Source organism: Pseudomonas sp. AU11447 (assembly GCF_001672555.2).
Taxonomy (GTDB): Bacteria; Pseudomonadota; Gammaproteobacteria; order Pseudomonadales; family Pseudomonadaceae; genus Pseudomonas; species Pseudomonas nitroreducens.
In genome coordinates this window covers 129,472-146,733 of sequence record NZ_LZDG02000052.1, presented here as the reverse complement: position 1 = coordinate 146,733, position 17,262 = coordinate 129,472, and the positions used below count along the sequence as shown (strand labels likewise).

18 protein-coding genes and 1 pseudogene are annotated in these 17,262 nt (G+C 63.7%); 2 read left to right on the top strand and 17 right to left on the bottom strand.

Annotated features, from left to right (window positions below; translation table 11 throughout):
- Window positions 1-398: pseudogene (locus tag A6723_RS20895) on the bottom strand (electron transfer flavoprotein subunit beta/FixA family protein); the annotation flags it as partial.
- A gap of 310 nt (window positions 399-708) precedes the next feature.
- On the opposite strand from A6723_RS20895, the gene A6723_RS20890 reads away from it, so the two are divergent.
- Window positions 709-2,397, top strand: coding sequence for an electron transfer flavoprotein-ubiquinone oxidoreductase (locus tag A6723_RS20890; protein WP_139093028.1), 1,689 nt, complete (start codon window positions 709-711; stop codon window positions 2,395-2,397).
- Window positions 2,398-2,505: 108 nt separating this feature from the next.
- Here A6723_RS20890 and A6723_RS20885 read toward each other — a convergent pair whose 3' ends face one another.
- The 5 genes from A6723_RS20885 to A6723_RS20865 form a co-directional block, all read right to left on the bottom strand.
- Window positions 2,506-3,072, bottom strand: a complete 567-nt coding sequence (locus A6723_RS20885; RefSeq protein WP_054910743.1) for a DUF1285 domain-containing protein — start codon at window positions 3,070-3,072, stop codon at window positions 2,506-2,508.
- On the bottom strand, window positions 3,069-3,680 hold the full coding sequence (locus tag A6723_RS20880; RefSeq protein WP_054910744.1) for a DUF4823 domain-containing protein: 612 nt from the start codon (window positions 3,678-3,680) through the stop codon (window positions 3,069-3,071). The genes A6723_RS20885 and A6723_RS20880 overlap by 4 nt, the downstream gene beginning before the upstream one ends.
- Before the next feature lie 64 nt (window positions 3,681-3,744).
- Window positions 3,745-4,638 (bottom strand): radical SAM protein, encoded by an 894-nt coding sequence (locus A6723_RS20875; RefSeq protein ID WP_054910745.1) that lies wholly within the window; start codon window positions 4,636-4,638, stop codon window positions 3,745-3,747.
- Between the two features lie 26 nt (window positions 4,639-4,664).
- Window positions 4,665-5,633, bottom strand: coding sequence for a GTP 3',8-cyclase MoaA (locus A6723_RS20870; protein WP_054910746.1), 969 nt, complete (start codon window positions 5,631-5,633; stop codon window positions 4,665-4,667).
- A gap of 94 nt (window positions 5,634-5,727) precedes the next feature.
- Window positions 5,728-6,366, bottom strand: coding sequence for a TetR/AcrR family transcriptional regulator (locus tag A6723_RS20865; RefSeq protein ID WP_045211585.1), 639 nt, complete (start codon window positions 6,364-6,366; stop codon window positions 5,728-5,730).
- Between the two features lie 84 nt (window positions 6,367-6,450).
- Here A6723_RS20865 and A6723_RS20860 point away from each other — a divergent pair, with 84 nt between their 5' ends.
- Window positions 6,451-7,584, top strand: coding sequence for an aminotransferase class V-fold PLP-dependent enzyme (locus tag A6723_RS20860; protein ID WP_054910747.1), 1,134 nt, complete (start codon window positions 6,451-6,453; stop codon window positions 7,582-7,584).
- 264 nt (window positions 7,585-7,848) lie between these two features.
- On the opposite strand, the gene A6723_RS20855 is transcribed toward A6723_RS20860, so the two are convergent.
- The 11 genes from A6723_RS20855 to plsX all read right to left on the bottom strand — a co-directional run bounded on the left by A6723_RS20855 (window position 7,849) and on the right by plsX (window position 17,259).
- On the bottom strand, window positions 7,849-8,625 hold the full coding sequence (locus A6723_RS20855) for a TatD family hydrolase (protein WP_054910748.1): 777 nt from the start codon (window positions 8,623-8,625) through the stop codon (window positions 7,849-7,851).
- 88 nt (window positions 8,626-8,713) lie between these two features.
- The gene (locus A6723_RS20850) at window positions 8,714-9,070 is read right to left on the bottom strand and encodes a PilZ domain-containing protein (RefSeq protein ID WP_024764484.1); all 357 of its coding nucleotides are present in this window, start codon (window positions 9,068-9,070) and stop codon (window positions 8,714-8,716) included.
- 36 nt (window positions 9,071-9,106) lie between these two features.
- Complete coding sequence (locus tag A6723_RS20845; RefSeq protein WP_054910749.1) at window positions 9,107-10,093, bottom strand: DNA polymerase III subunit delta'; 987 nt, start codon at window positions 10,091-10,093, stop codon at window positions 9,107-9,109.
- Window positions 10,086-10,718, bottom strand: a complete 633-nt coding sequence (tmk, locus tag A6723_RS20840) for a dTMP kinase (protein WP_054910750.1) — start codon at window positions 10,716-10,718, stop codon at window positions 10,086-10,088. The genes A6723_RS20845 and tmk overlap by 8 nt, the downstream gene beginning before the upstream one ends.
- A 25-nt stretch (window positions 10,719-10,743) precedes the next feature.
- Window positions 10,744-11,838, bottom strand: coding sequence for an endolytic transglycosylase MltG (gene mltG, locus A6723_RS20835; protein ID WP_054910751.1), 1,095 nt, complete (start codon window positions 11,836-11,838; stop codon window positions 10,744-10,746).
- Window positions 11,839-11,844: 6 nt separating this feature from the next.
- Window positions 11,845-12,660 (bottom strand): aminodeoxychorismate lyase, encoded by an 816-nt coding sequence (gene pabC / locus A6723_RS20830; RefSeq protein ID WP_054910752.1) that lies wholly within the window; start codon window positions 12,658-12,660, stop codon window positions 11,845-11,847.
- On the bottom strand, window positions 12,660-13,904 hold the full coding sequence (gene fabF / locus A6723_RS20825; protein WP_082450883.1) for a beta-ketoacyl-ACP synthase II: 1,245 nt from the start codon (window positions 13,902-13,904) through the stop codon (window positions 12,660-12,662). The genes pabC and fabF overlap by 1 nt, the downstream gene beginning before the upstream one ends.
- A 118-nt stretch (window positions 13,905-14,022) precedes the next feature.
- Window positions 14,023-14,259 (bottom strand): acyl carrier protein, encoded by a 237-nt coding sequence (acpP, locus tag A6723_RS20820; RefSeq protein WP_015477931.1) that lies wholly within the window; start codon window positions 14,257-14,259, stop codon window positions 14,023-14,025.
- Window positions 14,260-14,450: 191 nt separating this feature from the next.
- Window positions 14,451-15,194, bottom strand: coding sequence for a 3-oxoacyl-ACP reductase FabG (gene fabG, locus A6723_RS20815; RefSeq protein ID WP_054910754.1), 744 nt, complete (start codon window positions 15,192-15,194; stop codon window positions 14,451-14,453).
- Window positions 15,195-15,208: 14 nt separating this feature from the next.
- The gene (fabD, locus tag A6723_RS20810) at window positions 15,209-16,147 is read right to left on the bottom strand and encodes an ACP S-malonyltransferase (protein WP_054910755.1); all 939 of its coding nucleotides are present in this window, start codon (window positions 16,145-16,147) and stop codon (window positions 15,209-15,211) included.
- 104 nt (window positions 16,148-16,251) lie between these two features.
- Entirely contained in the window at window positions 16,252-17,259 is a 1,008-nt protein-coding gene (gene plsX, locus A6723_RS20805; RefSeq protein ID WP_082450885.1) for a phosphate acyltransferase PlsX, read from the bottom strand.
- Window positions 17,260-17,262 lie beyond the last annotated feature (3 nt).

Genomic DNA, 17,262 nt, shown 5'->3' with positions numbered 1-17,262 from the left:
GCGGCCAGCATCTGGCCGGTCTGGTTGTTGTCGCTGTCGATGGCCTGCTTGCCGAGGATGACCAGCTGCGGCTGCTCTTTGTCGACCAGGGCTTTCAGCGACTTGGCGATGGCCAGGGAGCTCAGTTCTTCGTTGGTTTCAACGAGGATGGCGCGATCAGCACCCAGAGCCAGCGCGGTACGCAGTTGCTCCTGGGCAGCGGTCGGGCCGACGGAGACCGCAACGATCTCGGTGACGACGCCTTTCTCTTTCAGGCGTACGGCCTCTTCCACGGCGATTTCGCAGAAGGGGTTCATGGACATCTTGACGTTGGCGAGATCGACGCCGGAGTTGTCCGCCTTGACGCGGACCTTGACGTTATAGTCAACCACTCGTTTGACAGCTACAAGAACCTTCATGGATTCCTCGTTTTTCTCCGGTGAATAGGAATGTCGCCAGACAGGCCTGGCCGGTAGTGCACGCCATCTGCGACTACATCCAGCGCAACGCGACCGCAAAACCGCAGGTATCTTGACCGCATCGACCGGGCGGGTCAATACACGAAAATACCCCTTTATAAGCCGCGGACCCCGATTCTATCAGGGTTACGCGCGATTCAAACAAACGTTTGTATTGCCCTCGATAAAGGGTTTAGATATAGCAACAGGTCTAGCTATAATGCGCCCCGCTCTTACTGGGTGGGGGCACGCCCATCCCAATACCTACAAAATGCCCAGAGCCTTGATTCAGGAGAGATCGATAGTGGAACGCGAATTTATGGAATTCGACGTCGTCATCGTCGGCGCCGGCCCTGCCGGTCTGTCCGCCGCTTGCCGACTGAAACAGAAGGCCGCCGACGCCGGTCAGGAAATCAGCGTCTGTGTGGTCGAAAAGGGTTCCGAAGTGGGCGCCCACATCCTCTCGGGCGCCGTGTTCGAGCCCCGTGCGCTGAACGAGCTGTTCCCCAACTGGAAGGAACTCGAAGCGCCGCTGAACACCCCCGTCAAGCGCGACGACATCTATGTGCTGAAGAGCCCGGAAGCGGCGGCCAAGGTGCCGAACTTCTTCGTGCCCAAAACCATGCACAACGAAGGCAACTACATCATCTCCCTGGGCAACCTGTGCCGCTGGCTGGCCCAGCAGGCCGAAGGCCTGGGCGTCGAGATCTACCCGGGCTTCGCCGCCCAGGAAGCGCTGATCGACGAGAATGGCGTGGTGCGCGGCATTGTCACCGGTGACCTGGGCGTCGACCGCGAAGGCAATCCGAAAGAGGGTTACTACACCCCGGGCATGGAACTGCGCGCCAAGTACACCCTGTTCGCCGAAGGCTGCCGTGGCCACATCGGCAAACAGCTGATCAAGAAGTACAAGCTCGACAGCGAAGCCGACGCCCAACACTACGGTATCGGCATCAAGGAAATCTGGGACATCGACCCGTCCAAGCACGAGCAGGGCCTGGTGGTGCACACCGCGGGCTGGCCGCTGAACGACGACAACCCGGGCGGCTCCTTCCTCTATCACCTGGAAAACAACCAGGTGGTGGTCGGCCTGATCATCGACCTGTCCTACACCAACCCGCACCTGTCGCCGTTCGACGAGTTCCAGCGCTACAAGCACCATCCGGTGATCAAGCAGTACCTGGAAGGCGGCAAGCGCGTGGCCTACGGCGCTCGCGCCATCTGCAAGGGCGGCCTGAACTCGCTGCCGAAGATGGTCTTCCCGGGCGGCGCACTGATCGGCTGCGACCTGGGCACCCTGAACTTCGCCAAGATCAAGGGCAGCCACACCGCGATGAAGTCCGGCATGCTGGCCGCCGACTCGGTTGCCGAAGCCCTGTTCGCCGGCCGTGAAGGCGGTGACGAGCTGACCAACTACGTCGAAGCCTTCAAGGGCAGCTGGCTGTACGACGAACTGTTCCGCAGCCGTAACTTCGGCGCGGCGATGCACAAGTTCGGCGCCATCGGTGGCGGTGCGTTCAACTTCATCGACCAGAACATCTTCGGCGGCAAGCTTCCGTTCACCCTGCACGATACGACTCCGGACTACGCGACCCTGAAGAAGGCCAGCGAAGCGCCGAAGATCGATTATCCGAAGCCGGACGGCAAACTGAGCTTCGACAAGCTGTCCTCGGTGTTCCTGTCCAACACCAACCATGAGGAAGACCAGCCGATCCACCTGAAGCTGACTGACCCGAGCATCCCGGTTGGCAAGAACCTGCCGCTCTACGACGAGCCCGCGCAGCGCTACTGCCCGGCTGGCGTGTACGAAGTCGTGAGCAACGACGACGGCAGCAAGCGCTTCCAGATCAACGCGCAGAACTGCGTACACTGCAAGACCTGCGACATCAAGGACCCGGCCCAGAACATCACCTGGGTGGCCCCGGAAGGTACCGGCGGTCCGAACTACCCCAACATGTAATTGCGTTGGCGGTAACGAAAAAGGCTCCCTCGGGAGCCTTTTTCTTTGCAAGCTAAGTACTTGTAGCGATGAAGAACGGGGACTACTGGCCGCGTTCAGACCATCCGGTCACGGCTGCGGTGCGATAGGGAAGAACTCCCCGGAACTCCACACTCCCAGCCACTCGATACCGTCAATCTCGCGGGGAACCGCCAGCTCGACCAACTGATAAAAGACGTTGCGGTGGATCAGCGCCTCCAGGTTCACCCGCACCAGCACGTAGGGCGACGGCTCCTGGGTCTGCGGATCGAGCTCCACGCGGATCGGATGCGCGGCGTCGGCCACCACCTCATCCTCGACATTGGTGGTGAAGCGCAACACCTGCTGTTCACCCTCCCCTTCGACGGCCAGGGTAACGGCGACGAAAGGCGCGTCATCGACGCTGATGCCGCACTTTTCCACGGGCGTGACGAGGAAATAGTCGTCGCCATCACGGCGGATGATGGTGGAGAACAGCCGCACCATCGGCTTGCGCCCGATCGGCGTGCCCAGGTAATACCAGGTGCCATCGCGGGCGATACGCATGTCGATATCGCCACAGCAGTCCGGGTTCCACAGGTGCACCGGCGGCAGCCCCTTGTCCTTGCTGGCGGGAATCTGCGCCAGCAGATCGCCGGCTTTGCCTGGGTCGGTCATTGGTACTCCTCTCGCGTCTTCACCCCGAGCAGGCTGCGGGCATAGTCTTCCAGCGGCCGCCCTATCAGGTCCTCGGGTTTGGCATCATAGAATGTCAGAAAACCGCCGCGACTGCGGATGGTGGCGCTGTCCACCAGGTAGCGGTTGTCAGTCTCGATCAGCATCACCTGGATCACGCTGCGGTCACGGCCCACCGCGTTGTCGGTGTCCTCGTATTCCTCGTAGGTGCCGACATTGTCCTCGCCGCGAGCAAAGCGGGTATACAACAGATAATTGGCACCCGCCGCGCGCGCTTCCTGCATGGCACCCTCCAGCCCCAGCGGGCTCTTGGCCCGGCGTACCAGCGGGAAATACTCGACGAAACCGTCGAACGCCTCCTCCGCTACCACATTGGGCCGTGCATACGGATGGCCGGGTGGCACGAACGGCCCCTGGGCGATATAGATGAAGGAGTCCTGTTGCAGTCGCCAGTTCGAGGTGCGGCGGGTCTGGCTGTGATCGAGGAAGCCCGAGTCCCGCAGGTAGTAGTCGGTGCCGTCGGCCAGGTCACTGGGATTCATGCAGCCGCCCAGGGTGGCGAAGGCAAGGATCAACATCAGGTAGCGCATGGGAAATCTCCGGAGCCGGCGACGAAAAACCGGCATTCGGACAGGCAATGCAGCTTCCGCGCCATCACAGGCCGCGCTGCCATTCCTGGCGCAGCTGCGCACGCTGAGGCTGCTCGATGGCCTGGCGAACCTGGGCGAGCAGCTTCGCCTTGTCCGCCCCCAGCGTGCCCTTGAGCACCAGGTAGTTGGATGCGTGATCGCTGCGGAACACCGTGTCGCTAAGCTCCAGGCCGTTCAGCAGGCGCTCAACTTCGATGAACAATTCGGCCTGCGATAACGGCTGGAAATCCGGGAAGCCCTGGCGATAGCGTTCTTCGCCAGTGGGGAAGCTCACCACCAGAGTGGACAGGAATTCCGGCTGCGCCTCGTTCATCAGGCGCGCCGAGCTATCGGCGTGCTGGGCGCTCAGCGTGCTGCCGCCCAGGCCGTTGAGGACCATTACCGAGCGCTTGATCCCCGCCTCGCCCAGCTTCTGCAATGCATCCAGCGTCGAGGCGTAGGTTTCGCCCTTGTTCACCCGCGCAAGCACTTCGTCGTCGCCGGACTCGGCACCTACGTAAGCCATTCGCAGGCCGGCGTCCGCCAATTCCTTCAGCTCCTCCACCGACTTTTTGCGCAGGTTGCGCGGCAGGCAGTAGCTGGAGACACGGTCCACCTCGGGCAGGTGCTCGCGGATCGCACGGAGGATGTTGAGCAGGCGCCGCGTCGGCAGCACCAGCGCATCGCCATCGGCGAGGAACACCCGCTGGACGATCAGCCGCTCGCCACAGCGGCGAATCTCCTCCAGCACCTCGGCCTCGTCGCGGGCGCGGAATTTCTTCTGCGGCTGGGTATACATCTCGCAGAAGCCGCACTGGTTCCAGGAACAGCCGTTGGTGACGGGAAGAATGAGCGAGTGTGCCTCGCTCGGCGGCCGGAACACCGGCTCGATATAGGAAATGGGGAATTCGTTGGGCATGGGCTAATCAGGTCTTGAGGGCGATCTCAGCCGCCGATGATCTTCATGATGGTGACGCCGCCGGAGAAGGCGACTTCCTGCTTGTCCGCCAGGGCGCTCACCAGCAACCGCTGCAAGGCGGGGAGCGCCTGGTGGCGCGGTTTGTCCAGCAGGTCACCGACGTAATGCCGGTTGCTCGACGACAGGCAGCCATGCAGCCAGCCGGTGGAGGACAGGCGCAGACGCGAACAGGTCCGGCAGAACGGCACGCTTTCGTTGGCGATCACGCCAAAATAGCCCTGCCCCGGCACTTCATAGCGAATGGCCGTGGCATCCACCGGCGCATCGGCCTGGATATAGGGATGGCGTTCACCAATGAGCTCCAGCAGCTCCTGCAAGCTGACGAACTGCCGGTGGAAGCCGTTCGGATCGTGGGCCAGGTGGCCCATGCGCATCAGCTCGATGAAGCGCAGCTCGAAGCCGTGCTCCAGGCAGTAGTCCAACAGCGGCACGACCTGGTCGAGGTTCTGCCCGCGTAGCGGGACCATGTTGAGCTTGATCTTCAGGCCGGCCGCGCGGGCCTCGTCGAGCCCCTTGAGCACCGAGGCCAGGTCGCCGCCACGGGCAATGCGCCGGAAAGCATCGGCATCCAGGGTATCGAGGGAAACGTTGAGGCGGCGGATGCCGCAATCCAGCAGCAGCGGCAGCTTCTTCGACAGCAGCTGGCCGTTGGTGGTGATGGCGATGTCCTGCAGCCCGAGACGGCTGACGCCATGCAGGAAGGCATCGAGCTTCGGACTGACCAACGGTTCGCCACCGGTGACGCGCAGACGCTCGATGCCGGCGGACTCGATCAGGTAGGCGACCCCGCGCACCAGGGATTCCGCCGACAGCTCGTCCTGCGCCGCGACCAGGCGTTTGCCGTCCGGCACGCAATAGGTGCAGGCGTAGTTGCAGGCGGCGGTCAGGCTCACGCGAAGATTGCGGAAGCGCCTGCCCTGGCGGTCGACGATCATGCTCGGCTCCGGTGGCGATCACTCATGCAAGTATATCCCCACCGGCGCCGGGAGCCCTGTCGCAACCGCGACGATGAATCGCGCGAATGGCGACTCAGGCGGCCGGCGTATCGCCGTCGCGCTTGCGCTTGTTGCCCATGCGCACGCCGATGTCCATGAGGAACTGGAAGAAGCCCTCCTGATCCTCCAGCACTTCGCGCCAGAACGGCGAGTGATACAGCGCCACGGCGCCATGCACCAGCGCCCAGGCCGCGCAGTAGTGGAAGTAGGCCGGCACGTCTTCCAGCTTGCCCGCCGCGATGCGTTCCTTGATCAGCTGGCTCAGGCGCTCGAAGTTGGATTCGCGGATCTTGTGCAGCTCCTCGACCATCTCCGGGACCTGGCTGGTCTTCACCACCTTCTCCTCCAGGCGGTCGAACAGGCGGTAGCGCTGCGGATCGCGCATGCGGAACTCGAAGTAGGCGCGCGACAGGCGCTCCTTGTCGCGGGCGACGTCTTCGGAGTGGAACAGGTCGGCCAGATCGCGCTCGTAGTCCAGCATCAGGCGCAGGTAGATCTCCGCCTTGGACTTGAAGTGCTTGTAGATGGTGCCTTTGCCGATACCCACGGCATCGGCGATCATTTCGACCGTGACACTGTCTTCGCCCTGCTCAAGGAACAGCTTGAGGGCGGTGTCGAGGATTTCCTGTTCGCGACGACGGAATTCGCGAACCTTGCGCGGCTCTTTCTGCATAAAAAGACTGTTCGGTCAAAAATAGTCAAAATTCGAAGCCGCGTATTATGCCTATTCAGCGCCAAATTGCACGGATCATCCGACATGATTAGCTTTTCTTCCGAGTTTCCCCAACAACCCGGTCTGCGCTACCTGAACCACGCGGCGGTCGCGCCCTGGCCCAAGCGCGCCGCAGACGCCGTCGCGGCGTTTGCCCAGGAGAACATCCTGTTGGGTGCCCGCGACTATCCGCGCTGGCTGACCATCGAGAAGCGCCTGCGCGAGCGCCTGATGCGCCTGGTGAATGCCCGGACCACCGGCGATATCGCCCTGGTGAAGAACACGTCCGAGGCGCTGTCCTTCGTCGCTTTTGGCCTGGACTGGCGCGCCGGCGACCAGGTGGTGATCAGCGATCAGGAATTCCCCTCCAACCGGGTCGTCTGGGAAGCACTCAAACCGCGCGGGGTGGAAGTCATCCAGGTGAACCTGGACGGCGATGATCCCGAAGGCGACCTGCTGGCCGCCTGCACACCGCGCACGCGCCTGCTCTCGATCAGCGCCGTGCAGTACGCCAGCGGCCTGCGCATGGACCTGGAGCGCCTCGGGGCCGGCTGCCGCCAGCGCGGCGTGCTGTATTGCATCGACGCCATCCAGCAACTGGGCGCCCTGCCCTTCGACGTGCAGGCCTACGACTGCGCCTTTGCCATGGCCGATGGGCACAAATGGATGCTCGGCCCAGAAGGCCTGGGCGTGTTCTATTGCCGCGCCGCCGAACGCGAGCAACTGGCGCTGCAGGAATACGGCTGGCACATGCTGGAAAACGCCGGCAACTACGACCTGGCCGACTGGCAGCCGGCGCGTAGTGCTCGCCGCTTCGAGTGCGGCAGCCCGAACATGCTCGGCGCAGTGGCACTGGACGCCAGCCTTGGCCTGCTGGAAGAGGTCGGCATGGCGGCAGTAGGCGAACTGGTGCAGGCGCGCGTCCAGCAACTGCATGACGGTCTGGGTCGCCTCTGCGGCGCCTCGCTGCACAGCCCGGCAGAACCGACTCGCCGCGCCGGCATCCTGACGTTCAGCCTGGCCGGCTGGGACAATACCCGTCTGCTGGAGCGTTTGCGCGCGGAGCAGGTGGTGTGTATCCAGCGCGGCGCCGGCATCCGCTTCTCGCCGCACTTCTACACCAGCGAAGCGGTCATCGAGGAGACCCTGGCGCTGATCGGGGCTTTGGCGGGGCAATAACGCAGGCGCGGCCGAGAAAGCTGCTCAGCCCGGTGTGATGTATTCCAAATCCGTTTAAAAAACACCGGGCCCCCTGTGGCAAGCGCGGCATCTTGACCAATACTTGTAGATACCGGCGCGCGGCATCTCCCCCCAAGTGCTCCGCCGGTGAAGGTACCGAGGATCGCGTACCTTATTGTTAAACTCCTAATGGTCTTGACCCGGATTCATCCCCCAGAACCCGGGTTTTTTTTGCGCGCGGGAAAGCTGTCCGCGCACCGACCGTCAGCAGGCCAGCGGGAACAGCCGGCGGAAATTGGCAGTGGTCTGCTCGGCCAGCGTTTCGAAACTCACCCCACGCAACACGGCCAGGTACTCGGCCACCTCGCGCACGTATTCGGGAAGGTTCGGTTTGCCGCGATGGGGCACCGGCGCGAGATAGGGCGAATCGGTTTCCACCAGCAGGCGGTCCACCGGCACCTGACGGGCCACTTCGCGCAATTGCTCGGCATTGCGGAAGGTGACGATGCCCGACAGCGAGATATAGAAGCCGATATCCAGCGCCGCCTTGGCCATCTCCCAGTCTTCGGTGAAGCAATGCAGCACACCGGCCTGCGGCAGCGCGGCCTCGCGCAGCAACGCCAGGGTATCGGCGCGGGCTTCGCGGGTATGCACGATGACCGGCTTGCCGGTCACCTTGGCGGCCTCAAGGTGCAGGCGGAAGGCCTCTTGCTGCAGCTCGGCGGCCTCGGGCTCGTAGTGATAGTCCAGGCCGGTCTCGCCGATGGCCACCACGCGCGGATGGTTCAACTCGCCCAGCAGCCAGTCCAGCGCCGGCGCGGCGCCCGGTTCCAGGTCCAACGGGTGCACGCCGACCGAGCAATGCACGTCGGCGTAGCGATCTGCCAGATCCTTCACTGCCCTGGCATTGTCCGCGCTCACGCCGATGCACAGGAACTGGCTGACACCGCGCGCACGGGCAGCGTCCAGCGCGGCATCCAGCGATCCGTCGTGGGCGGCGAGATCGAGACGATCGAGGTGGCAGTGGGAATCGACCAGCATGAAAACTTTCTCCGGAAAATGACGAAGCGCCCCTCGGGGCGCTTCGTGTTTGCAGCCTGTACAAGCTGCCATTCTCGCATGGTATGAGCTACATGGTATGGGTCGGGCGATCCGACTTCAGCGCACCGGCGAGATAGGTCTCGATCTTGTTGCGCGCGGTGTTGTCGCCGTCGTTGAACTGCACGCCAATGCCGGCGGCACGGTTACCCTGCGCGCCGCGAGGAGTGATCCAGACCACCTTGCCGGCGACCGGGATCTTCTCCGGCTCGTCCATCAGGTTGAGCAGCATGAAGACTTCATCGCCCAGCTTGTAGGTCTTGTTGGTCGGAATGAACAGCCCGCCATTGCGGATGAACGGCATGTAGGCGGCATACAGCACGGATTTGTCCTTGATGGTCAGGGACAGGATTCCGTTACGCGGACCCAGATTTGGTGGCAAGCTCATTCAGCTGTCCTGGCAGATTTTTCCGATGGCCGGATTCTAGCCCGGCCCGGGCAGACTTGCCCACTGTACGAGCAAGGCTTCGAGAAGCAAGGCACGGTTGAGGTTGGCTTTATTGAGGACTTTCTGCCGTTGCAGCAGCAACCAGTCCTGCATTGCCAGCACCTTGGGCTGTGTCGACTTCTCGGCGAGATACTGCACGACCTTGCGCATGTCGGTCAGGCCAAGGCCCTCTTCGTCCCGAGCCAGTTGGTAACGCAGGATCAGCAGCGACCAGTCGCAGAACCAGTCGAACAATAGTGGCAAAGGTACAGCATTCCAGCTTTCGGCCAGCTGACCTGGGGCAACCTGCTGCTTGAGCAGCTTTTTCACCCCTTCGACCACTTGTGCGCGCTGCTCGCGCACGCCTTGGCCCTGCAGTCGCAGCGCGGTCAGCGGTGAACCACCAGCGAGCACCAGCAACTCGTCCAAGGTCTCCACTGGCTCGGCCGGCAGGGCGCCCGCCAGCCAGGCACGGGCCTGCTCGGCAGAAGGCTGCGGGCAGGCCTGCTGTACACAGCGGCTCTTGATGGTCGGCAACAGCCGGCTGGGCTGGTGGCTGATGAGCAGCAGCACGGTATCGCCGGACGGCTCTTCGAGGCTTTTCAGCAGGGCGTTGGCGGCATTCAGGTTCATTGCCTCGGCCGGCTCCAGCAGCACCACCTTGCGCCCGCCCAACTGAGCGGTCTGCACCACGAAGCCCACCAGCTCGCGAACCTGATCGACCCGAATGGGTTTCTCCGGCTCCTCCGGTTCCAGCAGGAAGAAATCCGGGTGTGTGCCGGCGGCGAGCAACTGGCAGGCCTTGCATTGGCCGCACGCGTTGTTGCCCGCGGATCGCTGGCACAGCAGGAAGTGCACCAGATTGTCCGCCAGCGCGCGCTTGCCAATGCCTGCCGGCCCGTGCAGCAGATAGGCATGGGCATGGCGCGGGCGGCTGCTGAGCTGCTGCCAGAGGCCCTGCTGCCAGGGATAGATGTCAGCCATTGAGGCGCTCCAGCAGGATCGGCAGCAGGCCGTCCAGGTCGCGCTGCACCTCGGGCAGCGCCTGCGCCGCATCGAGGATGTGATAGCGCGCAGGCTCTGCGCGGGCGCGATCCAGGTAGGTATTGCGCACCGCCTCGAAGAAGGCGCGCCCTTCCTGCTCGAAGCGGTCCAGGCGACCGCGGGCGGCCGCGCGCGACAGGCCGATTTCCACCGGCAGGTCGAACACCAGGGTCAGGTCCGGGCGCAGGCTGCCTTGGACAAAGGTTTCCAGTTGTGCGATGCGCTCCACCGGCAGACCACGACCGCCGCCCTGATAGGCATAGGTCGCATCCGTGAACCGATCGCAGAGCACCACCGCGCCACGCTCCAGGGCCGGACGGATGACCCCGGCGATGTGCTGCGCCCGGGCAGCGAAGACCAGCAGCAACTCGGTATCCACGGCCATCTTCTCGTCGCTGGGGTCCAGCAGCAGCTCGCGGATGCGCTCGGCCAGCGGCGTACCGCCGGGCTCGCGGGTCAGCTGGACCTCGATGCCGCGTTCGCGCAAGCGCTCGGCCAGGTACTCGCGGTTGGTGCTCTTGCCCGCGCCTTCGGGGCCTTCCAGGGTGATGAACAGGCCGGTCACTCGGCTCACTCCTTGTGTTGTCGGGCTACTGCGCTGCAGGGGTATCTGCGGCGGGAGCGTCTTCGTCCGGCGTCTGCACCGGCGGCGGAACGGGCGCCGGGCTGGAACGGTAGTCGGCGCGGCGCTTGATCTGGAATTCCTGGACGGCCTTGTTGTGATCGTCGAGGTTGTCGGAGAAGGTGTGGCTGCCATCGCCGCGGGCGACGAAGTACAGGCTCTGTCCCGGCACCGGGTTCAGCGCGGCGTGGATCGCCTCGCGGCCGGGCAGCGCGATGGGCGTCGGCGGCAGGCCGGCGACCACATAGGTGTTATAGGGCGTTGGCGTGCGCAGGTCGGCCCGGGTGATCTTGCCGGCATAGCGCTCGCCCATGCCGTAGATGACGGTCGGATCTGTCTGCAACAGCATGTTCTTCTGCAGGCGGCGCACGAAAACGCCGGCGATCTGGCCGCGCTCCTGGGGTACGCCGGTTTCCTTCTCCACCAGCGAGGCCATGATCAGCGCCTGGTACGAGTCCTTGTAGGGCAGGTCCTCGCCGCGCTTGTCCCACTCCTCGGCGAGAATGGTCTCCATGCGCTGGTAGGCGTGCTTGAGAATATCGACGTCCTTGGTGCCACGGACGAAGCGGTAGGTGTCGGGGAAGAAGCGGCCCTCGGGGAAGACGCCGGGCTTGCCCAGCCTGGCCATCACGTCGGCGTCGCTGAGGCCGCTCAGGGTCTGGTCCAGCTTGGGCTGGCGGGCGAGCAAGTCGCGGACCTGATGGAAGTTCCAACCCTCGACCAGGGTCAGGCCGTACTGCACGACGTCGCCCTCGCGCCACAGATCGAGCAACTGGGCGGCAGTCATGCCGGGCGTCAGGCGATATTCACCGCTGTGCAGCGCCTCGCCCGCCAGGTTGAAGCGCCAGTACAGACGAAGCCAGAAGCCGCCGTGCAGGACGTCCTCATCCTCCAGACGGGTCAGCAGACGACCGGGGGTGGCGCCGCTGGGAGCATCCAGCAGGCGCTCTTCGGTGAGCTGGAGCGGCTGCTGCAGCGCACGCTGCTGCTCCCAGGCCGCCAGGCCCAGCATGAGCCCGGCCAGCAGCAGGCCGCCTTCCAGCAGCACCAGCAATTTGCGCATCACGTATCAGGAATCCAGAAGTTCGCGGAGTTGGCCCTGCAGTTTACGGGTCAGGGGCCCGACCGGCCAAGTGAACTCGGCCACGCCGAGCACCGGCCAGATACCGTAGAGACTGTTGCAGAGAAAGACCTCGTCGGCGTCCGCCAGTTCGCCGTACTCGATATCGCGCACGACGACCGGCAGGCCCAGGCTACGGGCGCGTTCGATGATCTCGGCGCGCATGACCCCGGCAACGCCGCAGCGGCCCAGCTCGGCGGTGATCAACTCGCCGCGCTTCACCAGGAACAGGTTGCTGAACACGCCTTCGACGACGCGCCCGGAAACATCGCGCATCAATCCTTCGGCGAAAGCCGGATCGCTCCATTCGGCGCGAGCCAGGACCTGCTCCAGGCGATTGAGGTGCTTGAGACCGGCCAGCAGTGGCTGCTCGGCCAGGCGGGTGGCGCAAGAGAAGAGCCGGACGCCCTCCTCCCGGTTCTTTGCCGGGTAAGCCGGCGCAGGCGAGGCCAGTAATAGTCGGCGCACCTGGGCATCAGCCTGCGGTGCGTAGCCACGCGCACCTTCGCCGCGGGTCAGCACCAGCTTGGCGACACCATCACCCAGCAGGGCGGAGAAACGCAGGATTTCATCTTCGACGAGATCGAGCGAGACCGGCAGGGACAGGCGCCTGACGCCCTCCTCCAGCCTCGCCCGGTGGCGCGCCAGCAGGCGCGGGCGGCCTGCGGACACGCGGACGGTCTCGAACAGCCCGTCGCCGTAGGCCAGTCCGCGATCACGCGCGGACAGCACCTCGGCGCTCTGGCCGTCGATCCAGCTCAGCATCAGCCGTGGAACCGGCGGAACACCAGGGAACCGTTGGTGCCACCGAAGCCGAAGGAGTTGGACAGGGCGACGTCGATCGGACGTTCCTTGGCCTGATGGGCGACCAGGTCGAGGTCGCAGCCTTCGCTGGGGTTATCCAGGTTGATGGTCGGCGGAGCCACCTGATCACGCAGCGCAAGCACGCTGAAGATCGCCTCGACCGCACCGGCAGCACCCAGCAGGTGGCCGGTCATCGATTTGGTGGAGCTCATTGACAGCTTGTAGGCGTGGTCGCCGAAGATCGACTTCACCGCGGAGATCTCCGCGATATCGCCGGCCGGCGTCGAGGTGCCGTGGGCGTTGATGTAATCAACCTGCTCGGGATTCAGGCCGGCATCGCGCAGTGCGGCTTTCATGCAGCGTGCAGCGCCTGCGCCGTCTTCCGGCGGAGCAGTCATGTGGAAGGCGTCGCCGCTCATGCCGAAACCGACGATTTCTGCGTAGATACGCGCGCCACGAGCCTTGGCGTGCTCCAGCTCTTCCAGCACCAGGGAGCCTGCGCCGTCAGAGAGCACGAAGCCGTCGCGATCCTGGTCCCAGGGACGGCTGGCCTTGGTCGGCTCGTCGTTGCGGGTGGATAGCGCACGAGCGGCACCGAAGCCGCCCAGGCCAAGACCACAAGCGGCCATTTCGGACCCGCCGGCGACCATCACGTCAGCGTCGCCGTAAGCGATGTTGCGCGCGGCCATGCCGATATTGTGGGTGCCGGTGGTGCAGGCGGTGGTGATGGCGTAGTTGGGGCCCTGCAGACCGAGGTTGATCGACAGGAACCCGGAAACCATGTTGATGACCGAACCGGGCACGAAGAACGGCGAGATGCGCCGCGGGCCCTGCTCGAACAGCGAACGACAGGTGTTTTCGATATTGGTCAGACCGCCGATGCCCGAACCGATGGCAACGCCGATGCGCTCCCGGTTGGCGTCGGTGACTTCCAGGCCGGAATCGCGCACCGCCTGGTAGCTGGCGGCCAGGCCGTACTGGATGAACAGGTCGAGTTTGCGAGCTTCCTTGGCGGACATGTATTGCTCGACGTCGAACCCTTTCACCGAGCCGCCGAAACGGGTGGCAAAGGCGGACAGGTCCATGTGTTCGATCGGGGCGATACCGCTGCGCCCGGCGAGAATGCCTTCCCAACTGCTCGGCACATCCACACCCAGGGGCGACAACATACCCATGCCAGTGATGACTACGCGTCTACGCGACACTGTGACTTCCTCTCATGTGTTTCACGGCAATAACGCCGGCAGAAGCCGGCGTTAAAGAAAAGCCGCACGCCTTTGCAGGCCGTGCGGCTTCTTTCGTCGGGGAACCGACGACTACGTCTTATGCCTGGTGGGCAACGATGTAGTCGATGGCTTCCTGAACGGTGGTGATCTTTTCGGCTTGCTCGTCGGGGATTTCGGTCTCGAATTCCTCTTCCAGAGCCATCACCAGCTCAACGGTGTCAAGGGAGTCGGCGCCCAGGTCTTCGACGAAGGAAGCGCTGTTGGTGACTTCTTCTTCCTTAACGCCGAGTTGCTCAGCAACGATCTTCTTGACGCGTTCTTCGATGGTGCTCATACCTTGTTTTCACTCCTATGGACAATCCGTACAGCTGGGCTGCGGGTAAGTGTATAGAAAGGGATTTCTGCATTTCAAGCTGAACGCTGACGCCCCTTCCGGCAATCCAGATGCTCTGCCTATTCCAGCGTCACAACGCTTGGAGAACTTTAGACAGCGCATATGACATCGCCACGAAGGAACTCGTCACATCAGCTCATGTACATTCCGCCATTCACCGGTACCGTGGCACCCGTTACATAAGCTGCGCCCTCGGAAGCGAGGAATGCTACCACTTTGGCGATCTCTTCGGCTTGTCCCAGTCGACCCAGCGGAATCTGACCGAGCAGTGCTTCACGTTGGGCTTCCGGCAACTCGCGGGTCATGTCGGTGTCGATGAAGCCCGGAGCGACCGCGTTGACAGTGATAGCACGGGAACCGACTTCGCGCGCCAGGGCACGGGTGAAGCCTTCCAGGCCGGCCTTGGCCGCCGCGTAGTTGGTCTGCCCGGCATTGCCCATGGCACCGACGACCGAACCGATATTGATGATGCGACCCCAGCGCGCCTTGGTCATGCCGCGCAGCACGGCTTTCGACAGACGGTAGAGGCTGTTGAGGTTGGTGTTGACCACATCGAACCACTCATCGTCTTTCATGCGCATCAGCAGGTTATCGCGGGTGATGCCTGCGTTATTGACGACGATAGCCGGTGCGCCAGACTCTTTCTGGATGGCCTCGACCACGGCGGTGACGGACTCGTCATTGGACACATCGAGCACCATGCCGGAGCCCTGGATACCGTTTTCCTTGAGGTACTCTGAAATCTTCTGCGCGCCGGACTCGCTGGTGGCAGTGCCGATCACGGTGGCGCCCATGCGACCCAATTCCAGAGCGATGGCCTGGCCGATACCACGGCTCGCGCCGGTAACCAGGGCAACCTTACCTTGCAGACTCATGCCTTATCTCCTGTTCAAGCCAGAGCCACGCGGGCCGCGCCAAAGGCGTCCGCGGAATCCAGGTTGTGGGTGGTCACGCCCTTCGCGCAACGCTTGTTCAAACCAGCCAGCACCTTGCCCGGGCCGCATTCGACCAGGTCGGTGACACCTTTCTCGGCCAGCAACTGGACGCTCTCGACCCAGCGTACCGGGCTGTACAGCTGCGCCAACAGGTCGCGCTTGAGCGAAGCCAGATCAGCCGGAACCTGGGCGGTGACGTTCTGTACCAGGGCAATTTGCGGCATCTGCCACTGAACGGCCTCGACCGCCTCAGCGAAACGCTCGGCAGCCGGACGCATCAGCTCGCAGTGCGACGGCACGCTGACCGGCAGCGCAACGGCACGCTTGGCGCCACGCGCCTTGCAAGCCTCAATGGCGCGCTCGACGGCCTTGGCCGCCCCCGCGATCACCACCTGGCCCGGCGCGTTGAAATTCACGGCACTGACCACTTCGCCCTGGGCAGCTTCTACGCAAGCAGCGAGCACATCAGCGTCTTCCAGGCCGAGAATGGCAGCCATGCCGCCGGTACCGGCGGGAACAGCTTCCTGCATCAATTGGCCACGGCGCTCGACCAGCTTTACCGCGTCGGCGAAGGCCAGGCTGCCAGCAGCAACCAGAGCGGAATATTCGCCCAGGCTATGACCGGCAACATAAGCCGGCCGCACGCCACCTTCGGCCAGCCACAGGCGCCATAGGGCGATGGAGGCCGCAAGGATCGCGGGCTGGGTCTTGTCGGTCTGATTCAGGCGCTCTTCAGGGCCCTCCTGAACCAGGGCCCAGAGGTCATAACCCAGGGCGGCGGAGGCTTCGGCGAAGGTTTCGCGTACGGTGGCGTGCTGGGCACCCAGCTCGGCAAGCATGCCGAGCGATTGCGAACCTTGACCGGGGAATACGAAGGCGAGGGATGCGGACATTGCAACAGGTCCCTTTTGTCTATGTCGTCAAATGGATAGCGCCGGCGAGAGCCTGGCGCATTGAACTGACAGTTGGATGACGGTCTGACGACCGCGGTCACACATTAGAGCAGATGTTCCAATCGGCCATGCAGCCGCTGGGGCAGATTCTCGCGAACCTCCAGCAGCGCACGACGCAAGGCACTCTGAATACCCTCTTCTTTCGCACTGCCGTGACTCTTCACCACGATGCCCTGCAAACCCAGGAAACTCGCGCCATTGTGCTGGGATGGCGTCAGATCGCCCCGCAGACGGCGCAGGAAAGGCATCGCCATCAAACCGACCGCCTTGGCCGGCAGGCTGGAATTGAACAACTCTTCCAGGCGCGCCGCGACCATCGCCGCCAGGCCCTCGCTGGACTTGAGCAGGATATTGCCGACGAAGCCGTCGCAGACCACCACATCGGCCAACCCGCGATACAGGCCATCGCCTTCGATGTAGCCGATGTAGTTCACGCCGCGCGCCTGCTGCAGAAGGCTGGCCGCCAGCTTCACCTGCTGGTTGCCCTTGATGTCTTCGGTGCCGACATTCAGCAGCGCGACCCTGGGGTTGCTCTTGCCCAACGCTTCCGCCGCCACGGCGCCCATGACCGCGAACTGGTAGAGATGCTCGGCGCTGCAGTCGACGTTGGCGCCCAAATCGAGCAGATGGCAGTGACCGGTCTGCGTCGGCACTGCAGTCACCATCGCCGGGCGGTCGATGCCGGGCAGGGTCTTGAGCAAGTAGCGGGACAGCGCCATCAGCGCACCGGTATTGCCGGCACTGACGCAGGCATGGGCCTTGCCATCCCGAACCAGTTCGAGGGCAACACGCATGGAGGAGTCGGGCTTGCCACGCAACGCCTGTGACGGACGCTCGTCCATCGTGACGATTTCGCTGGCGTGATGGATGTGAAGACGCTGGCGCTCGGCCGGGGACAGGCCGCGCAGGTGTTCTTCTAGCAGAGGAGCTTGGCCGACGAGGACCAGCTGGAGGGAAGCATATTCGGCCAGAAAGGAAATACAGGCCGGAACAATGCAGTGGGGACCGTAGTCCCCACCCATTGCATCAATCGCGATGATTGGTGCGGACAAAGA

What these genes read in the sequence shown, in the direction of transcription:
- A6723_RS20890 (WP_139093028.1), top strand. Translation starts at nt 709, where the DNA reads ATGCCCAGAGCCTTGATTCAGGAGAGATCGATAGTGGAACGCGAATTT.
- A6723_RS20885 (WP_054910743.1), bottom strand. Translation starts at nt 3,072, where the DNA reads ATGACCGACCCAGGCAAAGCCGGCGATCTGCTGGCGCAGATTCCCGCC.
- A6723_RS20880 (WP_054910744.1), bottom strand. Translation starts at nt 3,680, where the DNA reads ATGCGCTACCTGATGTTGATCCTTGCCTTCGCCACCCTGGGCGGCTGC.
- A6723_RS20875 (WP_054910745.1), bottom strand. Translation starts at nt 4,638, where the DNA reads ATGCCCAACGAATTCCCCATTTCCTATATCGAGCCGGTGTTCCGGCCG.
- A6723_RS20870 (WP_054910746.1), bottom strand. Translation starts at nt 5,633, where the DNA reads ATGATCGTCGACCGCCAGGGCAGGCGCTTCCGCAATCTTCGCGTGAGC.
- A6723_RS20865 (WP_045211585.1), bottom strand. Translation starts at nt 6,366, where the DNA reads ATGCAGAAAGAGCCGCGCAAGGTTCGCGAATTCCGTCGTCGCGAACAG.
- A6723_RS20860 (WP_054910747.1), top strand. Translation starts at nt 6,451, where the DNA reads ATGATTAGCTTTTCTTCCGAGTTTCCCCAACAACCCGGTCTGCGCTAC.
- A6723_RS20855 (WP_054910748.1), bottom strand. Translation starts at nt 8,625, where the DNA reads ATGCTGGTCGATTCCCACTGCCACCTCGATCGTCTCGATCTCGCCGCC.
- A6723_RS20850 (WP_024764484.1), bottom strand. Translation starts at nt 9,070, where the DNA reads ATGAGCTTGCCACCAAATCTGGGTCCGCGTAACGGAATCCTGTCCCTG.
- A6723_RS20845 (WP_054910749.1), bottom strand. Translation starts at nt 10,093, where the DNA reads ATGGCTGACATCTATCCCTGGCAGCAGGGCCTCTGGCAGCAGCTCAGC.
- mltG (WP_054910751.1), bottom strand. Translation starts at nt 11,838, where the DNA reads ATGCGCAAATTGCTGGTGCTGCTGGAAGGCGGCCTGCTGCTGGCCGGG.
- pabC (WP_054910752.1), bottom strand. Translation starts at nt 12,660, where the DNA reads ATGCTGAGCTGGATCGACGGCCAGAGCGCCGAGGTGCTGTCCGCGCGT.
- acpP (WP_015477931.1), bottom strand. Translation starts at nt 14,259, where the DNA reads ATGAGCACCATCGAAGAACGCGTCAAGAAGATCGTTGCTGAGCAACTC.
- fabG (WP_054910754.1), bottom strand. Translation starts at nt 15,194, where the DNA reads ATGAGTCTGCAAGGTAAGGTTGCCCTGGTTACCGGCGCGAGCCGTGGT.
- fabD (WP_054910755.1), bottom strand. Translation starts at nt 16,147, where the DNA reads ATGTCCGCATCCCTCGCCTTCGTATTCCCCGGTCAAGGTTCGCAATCG.